The sequence below is a fragment of the Acidiphilium sp. 20-67-58 genome, from assembly GCF_002255515.1.
Taxonomy (GTDB): Bacteria; Pseudomonadota; Alphaproteobacteria; order Acetobacterales; family Acetobacteraceae; genus Acidiphilium.
On the sequence record NZ_NCAS01000001.1, the window covers coordinates 170699 to 190258 of the forward strand.

The window sequence follows — 19560 nt, forward strand, 5'->3', positions numbered from 1 at the left end:
TCAGGGAAACGACAACATGATCAGGTCGATTGCCAAGTTCCTGCCCTTCATCGCACTGCTGGTGCTGATCCCGTTCCTGCTGCCAGGCGGGCGGCTCGGGTCCTATTATCTGACGTTGCTGATCCTCTCGCTGTCCTATGCCGTCGCGGCGCTCGGGCTGACCGTGCTGCTCGGCTATTCGGGGCAGATCTCGCTGGCGCAGGCGGCGTTTTTCGGCATTGGCGCCTATACGTTCTCGATCCTCGCGGTGAACCATCACGTCGGTTACTGGAGTGCTGCGCTGGCGGCGGTGGTGGTGACAACGGGCTTCGGCCTGTTCCTCGGTGCGATCTCGCTCAGGCTCGCTAGCCATTATCTCGCGCTGGTGACGATCGGCTTTCAGATCATCACCGAACTCGTGCTGAACAACTGGAACGCGGTGACCGACGGTGCCGACGGGATTTCCAACATCCCCCGGCCGAGCCTGTTCGGCTACGCGATCACCAGCGATCACGGATTCTACTTCGTCTCTGTCGCGGTGCTGGTGCTGGCGAGCTATGTCGTGTTTCGCCTCCGCCACTCGCGGCTGGGGGGCGCGCTGTTCGCGCTGCGCGAGGACGAGATCGCGGCATCGGCGAACGGGATCAGCCTGTTCCGGACCAAGGTTCTCGCCTTCGCCGTCTCGGCCGCACTCGCCGCGATGGGCGGGATTCTCTATGCCTCGGGCTCGCTCTATATCAGCCCGAACGTGTTCAATTTCTACCAGTCGGTCTCGTTCTTCGCGATGGCGCTGGTGGGCGGACAGGCGTCGATCGTCGGCACCACGCTGGGCGCGGGGCTGATCACCTTCCTGCCGGAAGTGCTGCGCTTCCTGCATGCCTATTACATCGCGGTCTATGGCGTGCTTGTCGTCATTGTCGTGCTGTTCATGCCGGAAGGGCTGTACGGCTTGCTGTTGCGCGGCGTCGGCGCGGTGGCGACGCTGATATCGGGCCGGCGACGCGCAGACGAGGGAGAGGTCGTGTCTCTCGAGGCCGGCGCCATACCCGAGCGGCCAGTGGCCTCGGACCGGCCACTTCTGGAAATTCGTGATCTGGCCAAGCATTTCGGCGGCATCAAGGCGGTGAATGGCGTGTCGCTGACGGTGAACCGTGGCGATGTCGCCGTGCTGATCGGGCCGAACGGCTCGGGCAAGACAACCGTGCTGAACGTGCTGAGCGGGATCTATACGGCGACGGCGGGATCGATCGTCTATGACGGCAATGCGATCACCAATCTCGGCCCGACGCGGATCAACCGCCTCGGTATTTCCCGCACCTTCCAGAACATCCGCCTGTTCCCCGAACTCACCGCGTTGGAGAATGTGGCGGTCGGTTATTATCGGCGGGGCACGGTCGGGCTTGCGGGCGCCCTGCTCTCGCGGCCGCGCGGCTATCGCGAGGAACGCGAGGCGATGGAAAAGGCGAGGGAGACCCTGCGCTTCCTCGGCTTCGCCAGGCTCGATGTGAAGGCGAAGAACCTGCCATACGGACAGCAGCGCATCGTCGAGATCGCGCGGGCCATCGTTTCCGGCCCCGAGCTTCTGCTGCTCGACGAGCCGGCGGCGGGGATGAACCACGAGGAAACCGAGATGCTGTCGCAGATCCTCTACCGGATCCATGCGTTGGGGGTGACCATGCTGCTGATCGAGCACGACATGAGCTTCGTCTCCAGCGTGGCGACACGTGCCTATGTGATGGATTTCGGCCAGAAGATCAGCGAGGGATCGGTGAAGCAGGTGCTGTCGGATCCTGCGGTGATGAAGGCGTATCTGGGTGACGATGTCGAATATGCTTGAGGTCAGCAACATCCAGTCGCGCTACGGGCAGGTGACCGCCCTGCACGATATCAGCCTCGAGGTGCGGGCAGGCGAGGTCGTCGCCCTGCTCGGCGTGAACGGCGCCGGCAAGTCGACCACGCTCAAGACGATTTCCGGTCTGCTGCACCCGACGCGCGGCGAAATCCGTTTCGAGGGCGAGAGGATCGACCGGATGGCGCCCGAGGCGATCGTCCGCCGCGGCATCGCCCATGTGCCGGAAGGGCGGCATGTGTTCCCGGGGCTCACGGTGCGCGAGAACCTGATCATGGGCACCTCGAACCGGAAGGTGTCGCGCGCCGAAACCGAGCGGGATATCGAGGGGATTCTCGAAATCTTCCCCGATCTGAAGCGGCTTTACACGCAGATGGGCTGGTCGCTCAGCGGCGGGCAGCAGCAGATGCTGGCGATCGGGCGCGGACTGATGGCGAAGCCGCGCCTGCTGATGCTGGACGAGCCCTCGCTCGGCCTTGCGCCGGTGATCGTCAAGCAGGTGTTCGCAACGATTGAGCGGATCAACGCCCAGGGCATGACGGTGCTACTCGTCGAGCAGAACGTCAATCTCAGCCTGAAGGTCGCGCACCGCGCCTATCTGCTGGAAACCGGGCGGATCGTGCGGGCGGATACAACCGAGGCGCTGCGCGCGGATGAGGGATTCCGCGCGGCGATGCTGGGTGCCGGCGCCCACTGATGCCGGCGTCATGGTCACATGAGGTTTTATCTGGCGGTCACATGACGATTTATCTCGCGGTCACATGACCGCGCCAACCTGCCAGGGCACGAATTCATTGTCGCCATAGCCCAGCAGTTCGGATTTCGTGCGCGCGCCGGAGGCGACGTCGAGCAGGTGGCGGAAGATTTCCTCGCCCTTCTGCGCGATCGTCGTGCCGGAGAGGATGTCGCCGCAATCGATGTCCATGTCGGTTTCCATGCGGCGGTAGAGATCGCTGTTGGTGGCGAGCTTGATCGAGGGCACCGGCTTGCAGCCAAAGGCCGAGCCGCGGCCGGTGGTGAAACAGAGGATGTTGGCGCCGCCGGCGACCTGGCCAGTGACCGAGACGGGGTCGTAGCCCGGCGTGTCCATGAAGACGAAGCCGCGCGCGGTGACCGGCTCGGCATAGCGGTAGACGGCGGTGAGCGGCGTGGTGCCCCCCTTGGCGACGGCGCCGAGGGATTTTTCGAGAATGGTGGTCAGCCCGCCGGCCTTGTTGCCGGGCGAGGGGTTGTTGTTCATCTGCCCGCCGGTGCGGGCGAGATAGTCGCGCCACCAGTCGATCCGCGCCAGCAGGTCGTCGGCGACACGGCGGCTCGCGGCGCGATGCACGAGAAGATGCTCGGCGCCATAGATTTCCGGCGTCTCCGACAGGATCGCGGTGCCGCCGTGGCGCACCAGGATATCCGCCGCCTCGCCGAGTGCCGGGTTGGCGGTCAGGCCGGAATAGGCGTCCGACCCCCCGCATTGCAGGGCGAGGACGAGATGCGACGCGGGCAGGGGCTCGCGCCGCGCGGCGTCCGCACGGGGCAGGATCTCGCGCAGCGCGGCAAGCCCGGCCTCGATCGTCGCGGGCGTGCCGCCGGAGTCCTGGATCGTCATCCAGTGAAAGCGGGGATCGTCCTTCAGCCCGTAGCGGGCGGTCATCCGCGCGATCTGCAGCACCTCGCAGCCGAGGCCGATGAACAGCACGCCAGCCACGTTCGGGTTGCAGGCCGCCCCCCAGAGCGTGCGTTCGAGCAGTTCGTAGCCCTCGCCATCGGCCGCCATGCCGCAGCCGGTGCCGTGGGTGAGCGGGACGATGCCATCGACATTCGCAAACCCTTCGAGCAGGCCGCTCCGCTCCGCCCGCAGCGCGATCTGCCGGGCAACGGTCGCCGCACAGTTCACCGAACTCAGGATGGCGATGTAGTTGCGTGTGCCGACCTGGCCGTTGGCGCGGCGGAAGCCCATGAACGTCGCCGGTGCGGCGACGGGGGCGACCGGTGTCACCTCGCCGAGCGTGTAGTCGCGCGCGAATTCGTGAACCTCGACATTGTGTTCGTGCACCCAGGCGCCGGGTGCGATGGTCTCTTTCGCGAAGCCGATGATCTGGCCGAACTTGCGCACCGGTGCGCCGGCCTCGATCGGTGCGGCGGCGATCTTGTGACCGCGGGGAATTCGTGCCGAGGTCACCAGGCCTTCGGCGACGCCGGTGCCGGAGGCGATCGGCTCGATCGCCACAAGAACATTGTCGGCGTCGTTCAGGCGCACGGTGGTGGGGGTGTTCATGGGTCTGGTTCCGCTTCTCGCCCTGTGCCGGGCGGTGGTCCGCCCCGCTTCATTGAAAGATACTGGTCGATATGTATTTTTCCGATAAACGGCAAATTGGTCAAGCGCCAGCCGGCCGCCCCGCGCGCTGCGCGACCTCGCCGGCATCGGGCGAGAAATAGTCGCGCCGCTCGGCGATCAGCAGGCGCACGGTTTCGAACACCCTGTCGAGATGTGTCTGCATCGCGGCGGCGGCGCGCTCGGGATCGCGCTGCATCAGGCCGTCGAAGATTGCCTGGTGTTCAGCGAGTACGGTTTCGGCGTGGTTGGGACGTGGAAAACCGAGCCTGCGGATACGGTCGAGCTGCGCCTTGGCGCCGTTGATGATGCGCCAGACCGTGGACGAGGCGCCGCATTCGCTGATGAGACGGTGGAACTCCTCGTCCAGCAGATAGAACCCATCGAAATCGCGGGTTGCGGATGCCTTGTGCTGAGCTTCCATGTTCGCGGCCAGCGCGCGTTCGGTGGCAAGGTTCATGCGCGATGCCGCGAGCCGAACGACGCGCATCTCCAGCGCGTCGCGCACCAGCTGGCCGTCGAACGCGTCCTGGATATGGATGGGTGCGACGCTGGTGCCCAGATTCGGTATCACGGTGACCAGGTTTTCCGCTGCGAGCTGCAGGATCGCCTCGCGCAGCGGGGTGCGCGAGATGCCCAGTCGGGCGCAAATTTCGCGCTCGTTGATCGCTGCTCCTGGTGGCAGCTTGAGCTGGACGATGCCGTTGCGGATGAGCGTATAGATCTGCGCTGTCTTGCCGAATGCAGGGTCGAGCCGCTCCGTGGCAAGCGAAGCGAGGAAAAGATCTTCCGTTCCATTCCCGGTGCATCCGGCTTCCTGTTTGCGTGGACGCGGCATTTGTCTTCTTTGTCCGGTGTACTTTTCCGGTCAAGTTGGCACCGGCCCGCGCAACTGCCAGGGGCACTTTCCGATCCTGTCGGATCGGATAAAGATGGACAGGGGTCATGATCGGATCGGGTGGCGGTGTGCCGCATGTTTCCGCGTCCCCGTCAGACAAGGGGGAGGGGCAGGAGGATGGAAGAAACCTGGCGCTGGTTCGGACCGGAAGATCCGATCCCCCTCGATCATGTCCGTCAGGCGGGGGCTACCGGCATAGTTACCGCGCTGCACGATATTCCGCCCGGCGAGCCCTGGCCGGTTGCCGCGGTGCAGGCACGGCGCGACGCGATCGAGGCCGCGGGACTACGCTGGAGCGTGTGCGAGTCGATCCCGGTGCCGACCGGCATCAAGTGCCGGGACCATCACTGGCAGCACCTCGTCGGGGCGTGGAAGGACTCGCTCGTTGCCGTGGCGCGGGTGGGGGTGGGCGTGATCTGCTACAATTTCATGCCGGTGATCGACTGGACGCGCACCGAGCTTGCCCATGAAATGCCGGACGGGGCCAAGGCGCTGCGCTTCGATATGGTGGATTTCATCGGCTACGACGCCTTCGTGCTGCGCCGCGCCGGGGCGGCGGAGGACTATCCGGCGCCGCTGGTCGCGCAGGCCGAGGCGCGGATCGCGGCCCGCGACGCGGCGGCGCTGGCGCGGCTGGAGCGGACCATCATCGCCGGCCTGCCGGGCGGGGCGGGGGCGCAGACGCGGGAGACCATCGCCGCCGAGATCGTACGCTTCGACGGGCTGGACGATGCGGCGGTGCGCGCCAACCTGCACGATTTCCTGCGCGAGGTGGTGCCGGTGGCGGAAGAACTCGGCGTGCGGCTCGCGATCCACCCCGACGATCCGCCGGTGAAGCTGTTCGGCCTGCCGCGGGTGGTCTCGACGCTGGAGGATCTGGCGACGCTGTTCCAGGCAGTGCCCTCGCGGGCGAACGGGCTGACGCTCTGCGCCGGGTCGCTCGGGTCGCGTGCGGATAACGACGTGCTGGCGATCGCCGAGACGTTCCGAAGTCGCATCCATTTTGCTCATCTGCGCAACGTGGCACTGGACCCTGACGGGTCCTTCGTCGAGGCGCCGCATCTCGACGGGCGGACCGACATGGTGGCCCTGCTCGCCCTGCTGCTGCGCGAGGAACGCGAGGCGGCGGTGGCGGGGCGGCGGTCGTCGATCCCGCTGCGGCCCGACCACGGACATCTGCTCGCGGCGGATGCGGCGCGGCGGGTCAATCCCGGCTATTCCTATATCGGCCGGCTGCGCGGGCTGGCGGAATTGCGCGGCGTGATCCGCGCGCTCGAAGCCACGGGACGGGCTGCCTGATGTTCGTCGCCATCGGGGAATGCCTCGCGGAATTCGCGCCCAGCGAGGCGGGCGGATACGCGCTCGGCTTCGCGGGCGATACGTTCAATGCCGCCTGGGCGGCGCAGGTGCGGCTGCGCGGGGCGCTGAAGATGCGCTACGTGACCGCGATCGGGACCGACTGGATGTCGGATGCGATGCGCGCGCGGATCGAGGCGGCCGGGATCGATGCCGGCTTCGTGCGGCGGGTCGAGGGTGCTTCGGTCGGGCTATACGTGATCCGGGTTGAGGCGGGCGAGCGCTCCTTCGCCTATTGGCGCCGGCAGTCGGCGGCGACGCATCTGGCCGACGATCCCTATTTCCTCGCCCGGGCGCTGGCGGGCGCGCGGCTTGTGCTGGTCTCCGGCATCACCCTGGCCATCCTGCCGCCGGCGGGACGGGCAGCCCTGCTCGATGCCATCGACGCGGTGCGGGCGGCGGGGGCCGAGATCGCCTTCGATACCAATTACCGCCCGGCGCTGTGGCGCGACGCCGACGAGGCGCGGGAGACCGTCCGGCGCGTGCTGCCGCTGGTGGATATCGCGCTGCCGACCTTCGAGGACGAGGCCGCCCTGTTCGGCGACGCGGCGCCGGCGGCGACGGTCGCGCGGCTGGCGGCGGCAGGGGTGCGGGATGTCGTCGTCAAGAACGGCACGGCGGCGACGCTGGGGCGCTTTGGCGCGGAGCGCTTCGAGGTGGTGCCGCGCGAGGTGGTGATGCCGGTGGATTCGACTGGCGCGGGCGATGCGTTCAACGGCACTTTCCTTGCCTGCCGGATGCAGGGCATGACGCCAGCCTCTGCCGTGGCGGCGGCGCAGGCGGTGGCGGCGCGGGCGGTGCTGACGCGCGGCGCGCTGATCGCCGACGAGGGGTGAGCCGCGCTTAGAGCATCATCCGATCTTTTCGGATCGGATGATGCTCTGGCCCCGATAGATCCGCGCGGCGTTGCCGCCGAACACCGCCTCCATCGCATCAGGTGCCATCATCCCGGTGAGGGCTTCCGCCGCGCCGCGCCAGGCGTCGTAGGAGGCGGCGAGGGTGAGCACCGGCCAGTCGCTGCCCCAGAGAATCCTGTCTGGCCCGAAGGCGTCGAACACGGTGCGGACATAGGGGGCGAGCGCGTCGAAACCGGCACCCGGCTCGGCCTCGGTGATCAGGCCGGAGAGCTTGCAGGCGATCGCGGTGTCGGCGGCGAGGCGGTGCAGCGCCTCCGCCCAGGCGGCGTGGCCGCGCGCGGCGATCGCCGGCTTGGCGCCGTGGTCGAGCACCATGGCGAGGCCGGGATGCCGGCGCGCGAGTTCGCCGCAGCGCGACAGGTGCGCCGGGCGGACCAGCAGGTCGAGCACCAGGCCGGCGCGTTCCATCGCGGCGAGGGCGGGTTCGATTTCCGGGCGCAGGATCCAGTCGGGATCCGCGATGTCCTGCAGCATCGGGCGCAGGCCGGCGAGGCACGGTTCGCCGGCGAGGGCGGCGATGCGGGCCGGCGCGTCGTCCGCCGCGAGATCGGTCCAGCCGACGACAGCGCGGACGAAGCCGCCGGCGCGGGCGGCGATGTCGAGCAGGAAGCGCGTCTCCGCCTCGGTGGGCGCGGCCTGTACGAGGATGACGGCGTCGATCCCCGTCGCGGTGCGGCGGGCCTCGTTGAGCGTGATCTCGCGGCAGATCGGCAGGTCCGGCGTCAGCCAGCCATAGTCGCCACGGGCGGGCGACCAGAGATGCAGGTGGGCATCGATGCGCATCAGGCGGTCAGCGCGCGGTCGAGATGGACATAGCCACCATCGACGACGTGATGCTGGCCGGTGACGTGCGAGGCGGCGGCGGAGAGCAGGAAGACGACGCTCGCCGCGATTTCCGCCGGCGTGGTCATGCGCGCACCGAGCGGGATGGTGCGGGTGATGGCGGCGCGGCGGGCCTCGGGGTCGGGCTGGGCGGATAGCCACTGGTCATACATCGGCGTGGCCACCTCGGCGGGCAGGACGGCGTTGACCCTGATGCCATCGGCCGCGAGTTCGGCGGCCCATTCGCGGGTGAGGCCGAGCAGGCCGCCCTTGGCCGCGGCATAGCCGCTGGTGCCGCCCTGGCCGGTGAGGGCGACCTTGGAGGCGATGTTCACCACCGCGCCGCGCGACTGGCGCAGATGCGGCAGGCAGAGATGCATCAGGGTGAAACATTGCACGAGATTGCGTTCGAGCGAGGCGCGGAAGGCGGCGAGGGCTGCATCGAGCGTGCCGCCAAGCCCGGCGCGGTCGTTCACGCCGGCATTGTTCACCAGGCCGTCGATCCGGCCGTGGCGCGTGGCGATGGCGGCAATGGCCTTGGCACAGGCGGCGGCATCGGTCAGATCGAGGCGGTGATGCTCGCAGGTGGCTGCGGCGCGGTCGAGCACTACGGGAACGGCGCCGGCACCAGCAAGCGTATCCACCACCGCGGCGCCAATCCCCGAGGCGCCGCCGGTGACGATGACGATCTTTCCCTTGAGCCCCAGCTCCATCGTTTTCTCCCTCTCTTGCGGATCTTGCGTGTTTTATTTTCGTATTCGCAATGAAAAACGTCTGATGTTTCGGCGAGGCTATCAACCGGGTCTTCACCGCGCAAGCCGGCTCACGATCCCGCAAAGGTGAGGGATGGGCGCGCGCTTGGCGCTTGTAAGCATTGCTGCATATCGATATTCTGCACCCAAATAGGCCGGTGCGGAATGAAGCGCCGGCAAAGGGAGGAAAAACGATGCGAGCGAACGACCCAGGAACGGGCGCGCCGGTCGGAACGGATGTCGCGGCATGAGCGCACCCGCCCTTGAGGTGCGTGGCGTCGACAAGCGGTTCGGCGCAGTCGAAGTCCTCCGCGACGTGTCGCTCGAAGTGGCCCCCGGCGAAGTCCTCGGCGTGGTCGGCGACAACGGGGCCGGCAAATCCACCCTGATGAAGGTGATTTCCGGCGTGCACCGGGCCGATTCCGGATCGATCCGGCTCTGCGGGGCGGAGATGTCGTTCCGCTCGCCGCGCGATGCGCGCAATGCGGGGATCGAGACGATCTACCAGGATCTCGCCCTCGCCGATCATCTCGATGTGGGTGCCAATATCTTCCTCGGCCGCGAGCCGATGCGACGCTTCATGGGCTTCGTGCCGATGCTCGACGAGCGGAAGATCCATGGCGAGATCGCCGCCCTGCTGGCGCGGATCGAAAGCCATATTCCCGACCCGATGACGCGGGTGCTCGACCTTTCCGGCGGGCAGCGGCAGGCGGTGGCGATCGCGCGCGCGCTTTACTGGCGGGCGAAGGTCGTCATCATGGACGAGCCGACGGCGGCCCTTGCCGTGATGGAAACCGAGAACGTGCTGAAGATGGCGCGGCAGCTCGCCGGCGAGGGCATCGGCGTGCTGTTCATCGGCCACAACCTCGTCGAGATCCTCAAGGTCTGCGACCGGGTGATGGTGATGTATCGCGGGCGCAAGGTGTTCGACGCGCGCTCGGCCGAGACGTCCCAGACCGAACTGATCCGCTACATGACCGGCTATGCGGATGCTGAAACCAACGAAGCCGAAAGGGAACATCCATGAACTTACGCAAGTCACTGCTCGGTGCCGCGGCGGTCGCGCTGCTCGGCGCCATCGGGGCTGCGCCGGCCATCGCGGCCGCGCCCACCGTTCATTCGCTGCCGGTGCCGGCCAATCCGGCGAAGCACTACCATTTCACGCTCATCACCAAATCCAACGCCTCGCCCTACTGGCTCGCGGTGCGTGAGGGTGCGGATGCGGCGGCGAAGAAATTCGGCGTTTCGGTCGCCTTCGAGGCGCCGGCCAGCGGCACCGACCTCGCCGGGCAGATCGGCATGGTCAATAACGCGGTGACCGGCGGCACTGACGGCATCATCCTCGCCGCGCAGAATCCGCAGGCGCTGCTCAAGCCGGTGAAGTCGGCAATCGCGCATCACATTCCGGTGGTGACGGTGGATTCCGGCCTGTCGCCCAATATTTCGGACTGCTTCCTCGCCACCTCGAATGTCGGGGCCGCGGCGGCGCTTGCGAAATACACGGCCGACCACCTGATGGGCGGCAAGGGGCAGTATGCGATCGTCGACTTCAACCATACAGCCTCGACTGGAATCGCCCGGCCGAAAGGGTTCATGCTCGGCATGAAATCCTATCCGCACATCAGGAAGATGGGGCCGATCCAGTATTCGAACAACGATGTCAGCGCCGGGTTGCGGATCGCGACCACGATGCTCACGCAGTATCCGCATCTCAAGGTGATCTTCGGCGCGAATGACCGTGCCGCGCTCGGCCCGGCCGAGGCGGTGCAGCGTGCGCATGCCAAGGTGAAGGTCGTCGGGTTCGATGCCGACCTTGGCGAGATCGCGCTGGTGAAGTCGGGGATCATCCAGGCCTCGATCCTGCAATCGCCCTACGACATGGGCTATTACGCGGTGGTCGCGCTGCTCGACAAGCTCGACGGCAAGACGCTGCCGAAGCGGATCAATACGCCGTATTTCCTGCTGACGCCGAAGAATCTCGGCTCCAGCCAGGCGACGGCGGCGATCCGCCAGTACGCGCCCAAATATAACCCCGCGGGCTGAGGGAGGCTGGCGGGCGATGGACCAGCAGGCACGAACAGCCGCGCTCGATATCGAGTCCATGCCGCGCGGGCGCATGCTGTGGCGCTTCGTCCGCCAGATCGCCTTCGCGCTGATCAGCATCGTCGTGCTCGTCGTCGTGTTCGGCGTGCTGAACCCCCGCTTCCTGAGCGGGGGGAACTGGTTCCACATCGCCCAGCAGGTCGCGGTGATCGCGATTCTGGCGACGGGGCAGACCTTCATCATCGCGACCGCCGGGATCGACATTTCGCAGGGCTCGGTGGTCGCGCTGTCGTCGATGATCTGCGCCATCGCAATCGTCGATGCGCATATGCCACCAGCGATCGCGATCGTGCTGACACTCGCGCTGGGGGCGGTGATCGGCGCGATCATCGGGCTCTCGGTGGTCGCGCTCGGCGTGCCGCCCTTCATCGCCACACTGGGCATGCTCGCCGTGGCGCTCGGGGCGGCGCTGCTGACCACCAACGGCACGCCGGTGTTCGGCCTGCCGAACGGGTTCCAGGAGATTTCGCAAGGCACCGTGCTGGGCTTTCCCAACATGGCGTGGATCGCGGTGCTGCTCGCGCTGTTCTCGGCCTATCTGCTGAACAAGACGCGGTTCGGCCGCTATACGCTCGCGATCGGCAGCAATGCCGAGGCGGCGCGGCGGGTCGGCATCAACGTGCCGCGGCATCTGCTGCTGGTCTATGTGTTCGGCGGGATCGTGTCCTCGCTCGCCGGTGTGATCTATCTCGCCTACACGGCGGCGGCGCAGCCGACTTCGGGGGGGAATTACGAACTCTATGCGATTGCCGCGGTGGTGATCGGCGGCGGATCGCTGTTCGGCGGGGTCGGGACGATCCTCGGCAGCATCCTCGGCGCACTGCTGATGACGATCCTGAAGAACGGCACGCAGCTGGCGGGCATTTCGCCCTATGTCGAGCAGGTGATTCTCGGGATCGTGGTGGTCGGCGCCGTCTATGTCGACAATCTGCGGCGGCGACTGCGCTGAGCTGAAAGCCGCCGGCCGGATGCGGGGCATCCGGCCGGTCGGGGCAGGCGATCAGGCGAGGTCGAAGCGGTCGAGCTCCATGACCTTGGTCCAGGCGGCGACGAAATCCTGCACGAAGGCGGCCTCGCCGTCCTGCGTGCCGTAAACTTCGGCGAGCGCGCGGAGCTGGGAGTTCGAGCCGAACACGAGATCCACCCGCGTTGCCGTCCACTTCACCGCGCCGCTCTTGCGGTCGCGCAGCTCGTAGACGCCTTGCTCGGCGGTGGGGTGCCAGCTCATGCCCATGTCGAGCAGGTTGACGAAGAAGTCGTTCGTCAACGCGCCGGGGCGGGTGGTGAAGACGCCATGCTTCGCCCCGCCGACATTGGCGCCGAGGGCGCGCATGCCGCCGATCAGCGCCGTCATCTCGGGAGCCGTCAGCGTCATCAGCTGAGCGCGATCGATCAGCTGTTCCTCCGGCGCGCGCGGGTCGCCCTTGCCGAGGTAGTTGCGGAACCCGTCGGCCTTCGGCTCCAGCACCGCAAAGGAGGCGGTGTCGGTCTGTGCCTCGGTCGCGTCGGTGCGGCCGGGGGTGAAGGGCACGGTGACGTCATGGCCTGCCGCTTTCGCCGCCGCTTCGACAGCGGCACAGCCGCCGAGCACGATCAGGTCGGCCAGCGAGACCTTCTTGCCGCCGGTTGCTGCCGCGTTGAACTCGGCCTGCACCTTTTCGAGTGCGGCGAGCACCTTGGCGAGTTCAGCCGGTTCATTCGCCGCCCAGTCCTTCTGCGGGGCAAGGCGGATGCGCGCACCGTTGGCGCCGCCGCGCTTGTCCGAGCCGCGGAAGGTCGCCGCCGAGGCCCAGGCGGTCAGCGCGAGGCGGGTCGGCGCGATGCCGGTGGCGAGAATCTTTGCCTTCAGCGCCGCGATGTCCGCCGCGTCGATCAGCTTGTGGTCCACGGCCGGGACGGGATCCTGCCAGATCAGCGTCTCGGACGGGACGAGCTTGCCGAGATAGCGCGAGACCGGGCCCATGTCGCGATGGGTGAGCTTGAACCAGGCGCGGGCGAAGGCATCGGCGAACTCGTCCGGATTCTGGTGGAATCGGCGCGAGATCTTCTCATAGGCCGGGTCCATGCGCATCGACAGGTCGGTGGTCAGCATGGTCGGGCGATGCTTCTTGGCTGCGTCGAACGCATCGGGGATCACGTCACCCGCGTCCTTCGCAACCCACTGCCAGGCACCAGCGGGGCTCTTGGTCAGTTCCCATTCGTAGTTGAACAAATTGTCGAAATAATAGTTGCTCCACTGCGTGGGCGTCTGCGTCCAGGTGACTTCCGGCCCGCCGGTGATGGCATCGCCGCCTTTGCCCGAGCCGAAGTTGCTGATCCAGCCGAGACCCTGCTGCTCGATCGGTGCAGCTTCCGGCTCTGGCCCGACCAGGGCAGCGTCGCCGGCGCCATGGCATTTGCCGAAGGTGTGGCCGCCGGCGATCAGGGCGACGGTTTCCTCGTCGTTCATCGCCATGCGGGCGAAGGTCTCGCGAATGTCGTGCGCTGCCGCCACCGGGTCGGGCTTGCCGTTGGTCGCGATCGCCGCTGTAGCGTTCATCGCCGAGCCAGGTCTTCTCAGGCCCCCAGTAAACGTCTTCTTCAGGCTCCCAGGTATCGGCGCGGCCGCCGCCAAAGCCAAAGGTCTTGAAGCCCATAGCTTCGAGCGCAACGTTGCCGGCGAGAACCATCAGGTCGGCCCAGGAGATCTTGCGGCCGTATTTCTGCTTGATCGGCCAGAGAAGGCGCCGGGCCTTGTCGAGATTCGTGTTGTCGGGCCAGCTGTTGAGCGGGGCGAAGCGCTGCTGGCCAGTGCCGGCACCGCCGCGGCCATCGCCGATACGGTAGGTGCCCGCGGCGTGCCAGGCCATGCGCACGAAAAGGGGGCCGTAATGGCCGAAGTCGGCCGGCCACCATTCCTGCGAGTCCGTCATCAGCGCCTTGAGGTCGTGGGTCAGCGCATCCAGGTCGAGGCTCTTGAATTCGGTGGCATATTCGAACGCCGGGGTCATCGGGTTCGAGAGCGCGGAATGCTGGTGCAGGATCTTGAGGTTGATCTGGTTCGGCCACCAGCCGGCGTTCGAGTGGTTACCCGCCTGAGTATGCTGGCGGACGTCGCCGGTGAAGGGACATTTCGCTTCTGCTGACAAGGGATCCTCCTTGGAATGTTGGACTGCCGCGACATCGGCCTAGCGACAAGAAATCGATCGGTCCAATCCATTTTATGGAATAAGAGAATAGGTTTTGCCTATTGAAACGCGCCGGTAACACTGGGATGTCTGGCCGGATGTCGAATTGGTGCGTCGCAGCACATGAAATCGCTTGCGAGACCGCCGTGGAGCGCGATACGAAATGTGCGATGACGTTTCGTATGTGCGACTGACGCACAATTTGCAGAGACCCTACGGCGCCTGCACCATGTTCTGAAGGGAGAGATCGTGTCCATGACCGAGGCCTTTATTTGCGAATATGTCCGCACACCGTTTGGCCGGTATGGCGGCGCGCTTTCTGCGGTGCGGGCGGACGATCTTGCGGCGGTGGCGATCCGTGGCGTGGTTGCACGGGCGGCGGGGCTGGATCCGGCGGCGATCGACGAGGTGCTGTTCGGCTGCGCCAACCAGGCCGGCGAGGATAACCGCAATGTGGCGCGCATGGCCCTCCTGCTCGCCGGGTTGCCCGAGAGCGTGCCGGGGGCCACGGTCAACCGGCTCTGCGGCTCCGGGCTGGACGCGGTGGGCAGTGCGGCGCGGGCAATCCGGCTTGGCGAGGCTTCCATCGCCATCGCCGGCGGGGTCGAGAACATGAGCCGGGCCCCCTTCGTGATGCCAAAGGCAACCGCGGCGTTCGACCGTTCGAACGCGGTCTATGACACAACGATTGGCTGGCGTTTCGTCAATCCGCAGATGAAGGCGCAATTTGGCGCCGAATCGATGCCGGAGACCGGCGAGAACGTTGCGGCGGATTTCAATGTCTCGCGTGAGGACCAGGATCGGTTCGCCCTTGCCAGCCAGCAGAAATGCAAGGCGGCCGCCGAGGCCGGCTTCTTCGCCGGCGAGATCACCCCGGTGATCATCAAGGGCCGCAAGGGTGATACGGTGATCGACACCGACGAGCATCCGCGTCCGGAAACGACGCTGGAAGGACTGGCAAAGCTGAAGACGCCGTTCCGCGACCCTGGCACGGTGACGGCGGGTAACGCCTCCGGTGTGAATGACGGGGCGGCGGCGCTCATCCTCGCGTCGGAAGAATCGGCGAAGGCGCATGGGTTGGTGCCGCGCGGGCGGGTGATCGGCATGGCGACGGCGGGCGTGCCACCGCGCATCATGGGGATGGGGCCTGCCCCTGCGGTCAAGAAACTGCTGGCGCGCACTGGTGTGGCGCTGGAAGAGATCGACGTGATCGAGCTGAATGAGGCTTTCGCCTCGCAAGCGCTGGCAGTGACCCGCGACCTCGGGCTGGCGGATGACGATCCCCGCGTTAACCCGCATGGTGGCGCGATCGCGCTCGGTCATCCGCTTGGCGCCTCCGGGGCGCGGCTGGCGGGCACCGCGCTGCGGGCGCTGGAGGCGCGCGGCGGGCGGCGGGCGATCGCGACGATGTGCGTCGGCGTGGGCCAGGGCATTGCGGTTCTGATCGAGCGGGTGTGAGACGATGATCGACAAGTTTGTGCCCTCGATCGAGGCGGCGCTGGAGGGGATTGGCGATGGTGCCGCGATCATGGTGGGCGGGTTCGGCGCAGTGGGGCAGCCGAATGAGCTGATCGACGCGCTGGCGGCGCGCAACCTGCGGGGGCTTACGCTGATTGCCAACAATGCAGGTGGGGATTTCGGCGGAATGCCCAAGCTCATCGAGCGTGGAGGCATTGCCAAGGTGATCTGCTCCTATCCCCGGGCAAGCCGGCGGACGGCATTCGACGAACTCTATGAGGCTGGGAAGATCGAACTGGAGCTGGTTCCGCAAGGCACACTTGCAGAACGTATCCGTGCTGCAAATGCAGGGATCCCGGCTTTCTTCACGCCGACCTCGGCGGGCACCGAACTGGCAGCCGGCAAGGAAACCAAGCGGATCAACGGGCGGGATTGTGTGCTGGAATACGCGATCGAGGCCGATTTCGCGCTGATCGAAGCCTGGGCCGCGGACCGTTGGGGGAATCTGACATTCAGACGGGCTGGCCGGAACTTCAACCAGATCATGGCGGGGGCGGCCAAGGTAACGGTGGCGAGCGTACATCGGCGAGTTGAACTGGGCGCTCTCGATCCGGACCGGATCGTCACGCCGGGAATTTTCGTCGATCGCGTGGTGATGGTGTCGGAGCCGATGGAAGGTGAGGCGGCGTGATGGGGGATACGATGATGCGGCAGGGCTGGTCGCGTGCCGAGATGGCGGCACGTGTTGCAACGGACATTCCCGAGGGCTGGGTGGTCAATCTCGGCATCGGGTTGCCGACTCAGGTGGCAAACCATGTCCCCGTGGATCGGGAGGTGATCTTTCACTCCGAGAATGGGATTCTGGGAATGGGGCCTGCTCCGGGCGAGGGGGAGGAGGATCCGTTCCTGATCAACGCGGGCAAGCAGCCGGTCACGTTGCGACCGGGAGCCTCGATTGTCGGCCAGGCGGACAGTTTCGCGATCATTCGCGGGCGGCATCTCGATCTGTGCGTGCTCGGCGGCTACCAGGTGGCGGCGAATGGCGACCTCGCCAACTGGTCGGTCGGGCGCAAGGGGGTTGCGCCGGCAGTTGGCGGGGCGATGGATCTTGGCGCTGGTGCGGCGAGGGTCTGGGTGTTGATGGAGCACTGCACAAGAGAGGGCGAGCCAAGGCTGGTCGAGCGTTGCACCTATCCGCTGACCGCGCTGGGTTCGATCACCCGCGTCTATACCGATCTCGCGGTCATCGACATCACCCCGGAGGGGTTCGTGCTGCGGGATCTGGCGCCGGGTGTCACCGCCGATCAGGTGCGTGAACGCACGGGTGCGCCACTTGCCGTGAAGGCGTGAAGGGCGGTTCCTTCTGCATGAGGGTCTTCACGGTGTGAGAATGATGCTGCTGGAGTTTCGCGGCAGCATGTAGACCGTGGATGACATGTCGAAGGGGCCGAGCTTGAGGAAGTCAAGCGCCGGGGCAAACGGATATTCGATCTGGCCGAGCAATACCGACGTGTTCGGCTGGTCGAGCGAGGTTGGAATGTTGATGGTCTGGCCGACAGTCAGCGCGGAGGCGTTGTAGCCTTGGCTCCACGCCACCGTGGCGTTGCCGTTGCCATCGATCGCGATGCTCGAGATCACGATTTCGATCGGCGTCGCCGGATAGGGCGCAAGGATGTTCGTCCCAGCCGCGAAAATGTCCTGCAGTTGCGAGCCTGCGCTGATGCTCGTGTATTGCGACACGATGTTCATGATCGTGGAGTTGGTCTGCCCGACAAGCTGGTAGACGATCACGGCCTGTTCGATTTCCGTCGTCGCGAAGAAGAACAGCAGAAGCACCGGCAGGATGAGCGCGAATTCCACCGCCGCCCCGCCCTTGCGGCTGCGGCACAGACTCGCGAGGCACCGGAACAGACGCCGCGGTATCGGCTCGCCGCTATGCCGGTCAGTAAGGTTCATTGCGGAACACTGCCGTTGCCTCAAGCAGCCGCTGGCTGCCATTTACTGTCGCGAAGCTGAAATTCAGCGGTCCGGCAAAGACCGGTAGCTGATAGAAAACCTGTACCAGCACGATGTCTCCGGGTCCGCCCAGGCTGTAGAGCAGGGTTGATGTATTGAAGTTGCCGTTGACGACCGGATTGACCTGCGTGATGGCGCTGAAGGAAGGGAAGGTCTGAACATTGACGTTGAGACTGGCGCAGGTGAGCAATGGGCTGCCCTCGGCACAGACATCCTGAAGGAATTGCTGTGCAGTCATTCCTGATGTCTGGGCCTGACCGGTCATGATCAGGCGGGCAGTCTGTTGTGTCGCGTTTTGCAGTACTTCCTGTGAAAAAAATATCAATCCTGACTGGATGATGGCAAAGATCAATGCGAAATATGGTATTGCGACAAGCGCGAATTCTACGGCGGCAGCGCCTCGTGTATCGCTGGCAAAGCCTTTCATCGACAGCGAGCGTTGGCGCTGCTTGACCCACCGATGATGTTTGAGGTTCCGGAGCATGGCTATGCGCCGTTACTTTGAAAGGTAGGATGATTGTACGGCGCTATTGAACAGTGCTGACATTGCGGCTGAAATATCGCCGCCGGTCTGCACTTCAAAATAAAGTCCAGGTGAAGCGCATTGCTGCAGCGTCGGGGATATATTGCTTTGAAAAGGAGCAATATAAGTATTGTACCATGAATTTGTCGGGAGTGGGAGATATTCTGTATAAAGCACAGCGATACGGATACCGCGACTTTTTATATTTGAACACAGATTTGCATTTAGAACTGACTGTTGGCGCCCGCCATTTACGTTCTCGTCTTCGACCCCGTCCGTCACAAAGAACAATACCTCCTGAGGTGTATCGCCATACGTTCTGGTGCCGTTCCCCGGATTAGGCATGATTGCGTTGATCCCGTTCAGGGCGGTATCGTAGTCGGTATCCTCATCGTCATTATTGTAGCTCGACGTGAGCCAGTTGTTCGAATACACCTCAAGCTGCTGTATGTTCGATGCTTCGGTCTGTGCCTGCGTCAGGTCAGAGGTTAACGGTTCGATGGAGTTCAACCCGACGTCGAACGTGTAAATTGCCATCCGGTAGGTGCTGCCATTCTGATTTTCGGTATTTTGCGCCGTTGTCATCAGATCTTGTGTTGCCTGGCGCAGCGTATCGATCCGCAGGGTCACGCCGAGGCTGCGGGCGAGCGCGTAATTATCCTCCTGAAGACCGTCATTCCAGGGGGCCTGCTCGTGGCAGCCGAAGGCGCAGCCGCCCTGCGAGGACGTGTTGGCGACCATCGTATCGATGCCGGCCTGCGTCGCGGCGATAGCCATTGAAGGTGAATCGTCAAGCAGAAGGTAAAAGTCGATATTCGGTGCGAGAGTGGTCGTCGCGGTAGCCTGGCCGCCAATCTCAATTCCACTTGAGCCCATGATGCCCGGCAGAATCGAGTTCGATTTTGCCTGGTACTGCACCGTCGCAGTCTGCAGGTTGCCGTTGGCACTGATGCTTACAGTCACGCCACTGGCATTGTAGTCGATTCCGCTGAGCGAAAGAGCCTGTGCGTTGAAGACGTTTTCAGCCTTCGTGATGGCCGCTGTCTGACCCGCTGCGACCATGGCGGGCGTCACAGCAGCGAGGGCGGCGGCATCGGCATAGGTTTCCAGTTGCGCCTTGCGGTCGACCGCAAGACCATAATCGACACCGACACCCAGAACGAATACCAGAGTCAGCGATACCAGTGCAGTGATGATCGCGATGTTGCCGCGGCGATCATTCCGCAGGATCCTTACGATGTTCCGACGTGCCGACATGCATGCGAACCCGTTTTATCTCAAAATCGCTTACTGAAGCTGAGCGCTCAAGGTAAGAATAGCTCTGTAGAGGGGGCCGGACGTTTATGAAAATATCCGGCCACTACCTCTGCACCCAAGCATTTCTGAATCACCTC

General features: G+C 65.2%; 17 protein-coding genes and 1 pseudogene. 10 read left to right on the top strand and 8 right to left on the bottom strand.

Going from position 1 to position 19560, the window contains the following annotated elements:
- Nucleotides 1-16 precede the first annotated feature (16 nt).
- Together B7Z76_RS00800 and B7Z76_RS00805 are read left to right on the top strand one after the other, a co-directional pair.
- On the top strand, nucleotides 17-1816 hold the full coding sequence (locus tag B7Z76_RS00800; protein WP_174503053.1) for an ABC transporter permease subunit: 1800 nt from the start codon (nucleotides 17-19) through the stop codon (nucleotides 1814-1816).
- Nucleotides 1809-2525, top strand: a complete 717-nt coding sequence (locus B7Z76_RS00805; protein ID WP_174504805.1) for an ABC transporter ATP-binding protein — start codon at nucleotides 1809-1811, stop codon at nucleotides 2523-2525. The genes B7Z76_RS00800 and B7Z76_RS00805 overlap by 8 nt, the downstream gene beginning before the upstream one ends.
- A 60-nt stretch (nucleotides 2526-2585) precedes the next feature.
- On the opposite strand, the gene B7Z76_RS00810 is transcribed toward B7Z76_RS00805, so the two are convergent.
- Both B7Z76_RS00810 and B7Z76_RS00815 read right to left on the bottom strand, forming a co-directional pair.
- A complete protein-coding gene (locus tag B7Z76_RS00810) occupies nucleotides 2586-4097 on the bottom strand; it encodes a UxaA family hydrolase (RefSeq protein ID WP_174503052.1) in 1512 nt (503 codons plus the stop codon).
- A 100-nt stretch (nucleotides 4098-4197) separates the two neighbouring features.
- The gene (locus tag B7Z76_RS00815) at nucleotides 4198-4992 is read right to left on the bottom strand and encodes a GntR family transcriptional regulator (RefSeq protein WP_291341694.1); all 795 of its coding nucleotides are present in this window, start codon (nucleotides 4990-4992) and stop codon (nucleotides 4198-4200) included.
- 177 nt (nucleotides 4993-5169) lie between these two features.
- On the opposite strand from B7Z76_RS00815, the gene uxuA reads away from it, so the two are divergent.
- Together uxuA and B7Z76_RS00825 are read left to right on the top strand one after the other, a co-directional pair.
- Nucleotides 5170-6351: a mannonate dehydratase gene (gene uxuA, locus B7Z76_RS00820; protein WP_291341695.1), complete on the top strand. Its 1182-nt coding sequence runs from the start codon at nucleotides 5170-5172 to the stop codon at nucleotides 6349-6351.
- Complete coding sequence (locus B7Z76_RS00825) at nucleotides 6351-7244, top strand: sugar kinase (RefSeq protein WP_291341696.1); 894 nt, start codon at nucleotides 6351-6353, stop codon at nucleotides 7242-7244. The genes uxuA and B7Z76_RS00825 overlap by 1 nt, the downstream gene beginning before the upstream one ends.
- A gap of 15 nt (nucleotides 7245-7259) precedes the next feature.
- Here the strand turns inward: B7Z76_RS00825 and B7Z76_RS00830 are convergent, their stop codons facing one another.
- Complete coding sequence (locus B7Z76_RS00830) at nucleotides 7260-8108, bottom strand: amidohydrolase (RefSeq protein ID WP_291341697.1); 849 nt, start codon at nucleotides 8106-8108, stop codon at nucleotides 7260-7262.
- Nucleotides 8108-8860, bottom strand: coding sequence for an SDR family oxidoreductase (locus tag B7Z76_RS00835; protein WP_174503047.1), 753 nt, complete (start codon nucleotides 8858-8860; stop codon nucleotides 8108-8110). The genes B7Z76_RS00830 and B7Z76_RS00835 overlap by 1 nt, the downstream gene beginning before the upstream one ends.
- Nucleotides 8861-9146: 286 nt before the next feature.
- Here B7Z76_RS00835 and B7Z76_RS00840 point away from each other — a divergent pair, with 286 nt between their 5' ends.
- From B7Z76_RS00840 to B7Z76_RS00850, 3 genes are read left to right on the top strand one after another with little or no spacing between them, the layout of a single operon-like run.
- A complete protein-coding gene (locus B7Z76_RS00840) occupies nucleotides 9147-9926 on the top strand; it encodes an ATP-binding cassette domain-containing protein (RefSeq protein ID WP_174503046.1) in 780 nt (259 codons plus the stop codon).
- Nucleotides 9923-10942 carry a substrate-binding domain-containing protein gene (locus tag B7Z76_RS00845; RefSeq protein ID WP_174503045.1) on the top strand — a complete coding sequence of 340 codons (1020 nt, stop codon included), beginning with the start codon at nucleotides 9923-9925 and terminating at the stop codon, nucleotides 10940-10942. The genes B7Z76_RS00840 and B7Z76_RS00845 overlap by 4 nt, the downstream gene beginning before the upstream one ends.
- A 16-nt stretch (nucleotides 10943-10958) precedes the next feature.
- Nucleotides 10959-11951, top strand: a complete 993-nt coding sequence (locus tag B7Z76_RS00850) for an ABC transporter permease (RefSeq protein ID WP_174503044.1) — start codon at nucleotides 10959-10961, stop codon at nucleotides 11949-11951.
- Nucleotides 11952-12002: 51 nt separating this feature from the next.
- Here the strand turns inward: B7Z76_RS00850 and katG are convergent.
- A pseudogene (katG, locus tag B7Z76_RS00855) lies at nucleotides 12003-14130 on the bottom strand (catalase/peroxidase HPI).
- A gap of 294 nt (nucleotides 14131-14424) precedes the next feature.
- Here katG and pcaF point away from each other — a divergent pair.
- The 3 genes from pcaF to B7Z76_RS00870 are packed head-to-tail and all read left to right on the top strand — an operon-like array spanning nucleotide 14425 to nucleotide 16977.
- Nucleotides 14425-15627, top strand: a complete 1203-nt coding sequence (gene pcaF / locus B7Z76_RS00860; protein ID WP_174503042.1) for a 3-oxoadipyl-CoA thiolase — start codon at nucleotides 14425-14427, stop codon at nucleotides 15625-15627.
- A 4-nt stretch (nucleotides 15628-15631) separates the two neighbouring features.
- Nucleotides 15632-16318 (top strand): 3-oxoacid CoA-transferase subunit A, encoded by a 687-nt coding sequence (locus B7Z76_RS00865; RefSeq protein ID WP_174503041.1) that lies wholly within the window; start codon nucleotides 15632-15634, stop codon nucleotides 16316-16318.
- Entirely contained in the window at nucleotides 16318-16977 is a 660-nt protein-coding gene (locus B7Z76_RS00870) for a 3-oxoacid CoA-transferase subunit B (RefSeq protein WP_174504804.1), read from the top strand. Before B7Z76_RS00865 ends, B7Z76_RS00870 begins: the two co-directional genes overlap by 1 nt.
- 27 nt (nucleotides 16978-17004) lie before the next feature.
- On the opposite strand, the gene B7Z76_RS00875 is transcribed toward B7Z76_RS00870, so the two are convergent.
- Genes B7Z76_RS00875 through B7Z76_RS00885 form a run of 3 tightly spaced genes read right to left on the bottom strand, consistent with a single transcriptional unit; the run spans nucleotide 17005 to nucleotide 19423 of the window.
- A complete protein-coding gene (locus tag B7Z76_RS00875; protein WP_291341698.1) occupies nucleotides 17005-17583 on the bottom strand; it encodes a TadE/TadG family type IV pilus assembly protein in 579 nt (192 codons plus the stop codon).
- A complete protein-coding gene (locus B7Z76_RS00880; RefSeq protein ID WP_291341699.1) occupies nucleotides 17570-18127 on the bottom strand; it encodes a TadE/TadG family type IV pilus assembly protein in 558 nt (185 codons plus the stop codon). Before B7Z76_RS00880 ends, B7Z76_RS00875 begins: the two co-directional genes overlap by 14 nt.
- Nucleotides 18128-18139: 12 nt before the next feature.
- A complete protein-coding gene (locus tag B7Z76_RS00885; RefSeq protein WP_291341700.1) occupies nucleotides 18140-19423 on the bottom strand; it encodes a pilus assembly protein TadG-related protein in 1284 nt (427 codons plus the stop codon).
- Between the last annotated feature and the right edge of the window lie 137 nt (nucleotides 19424-19560).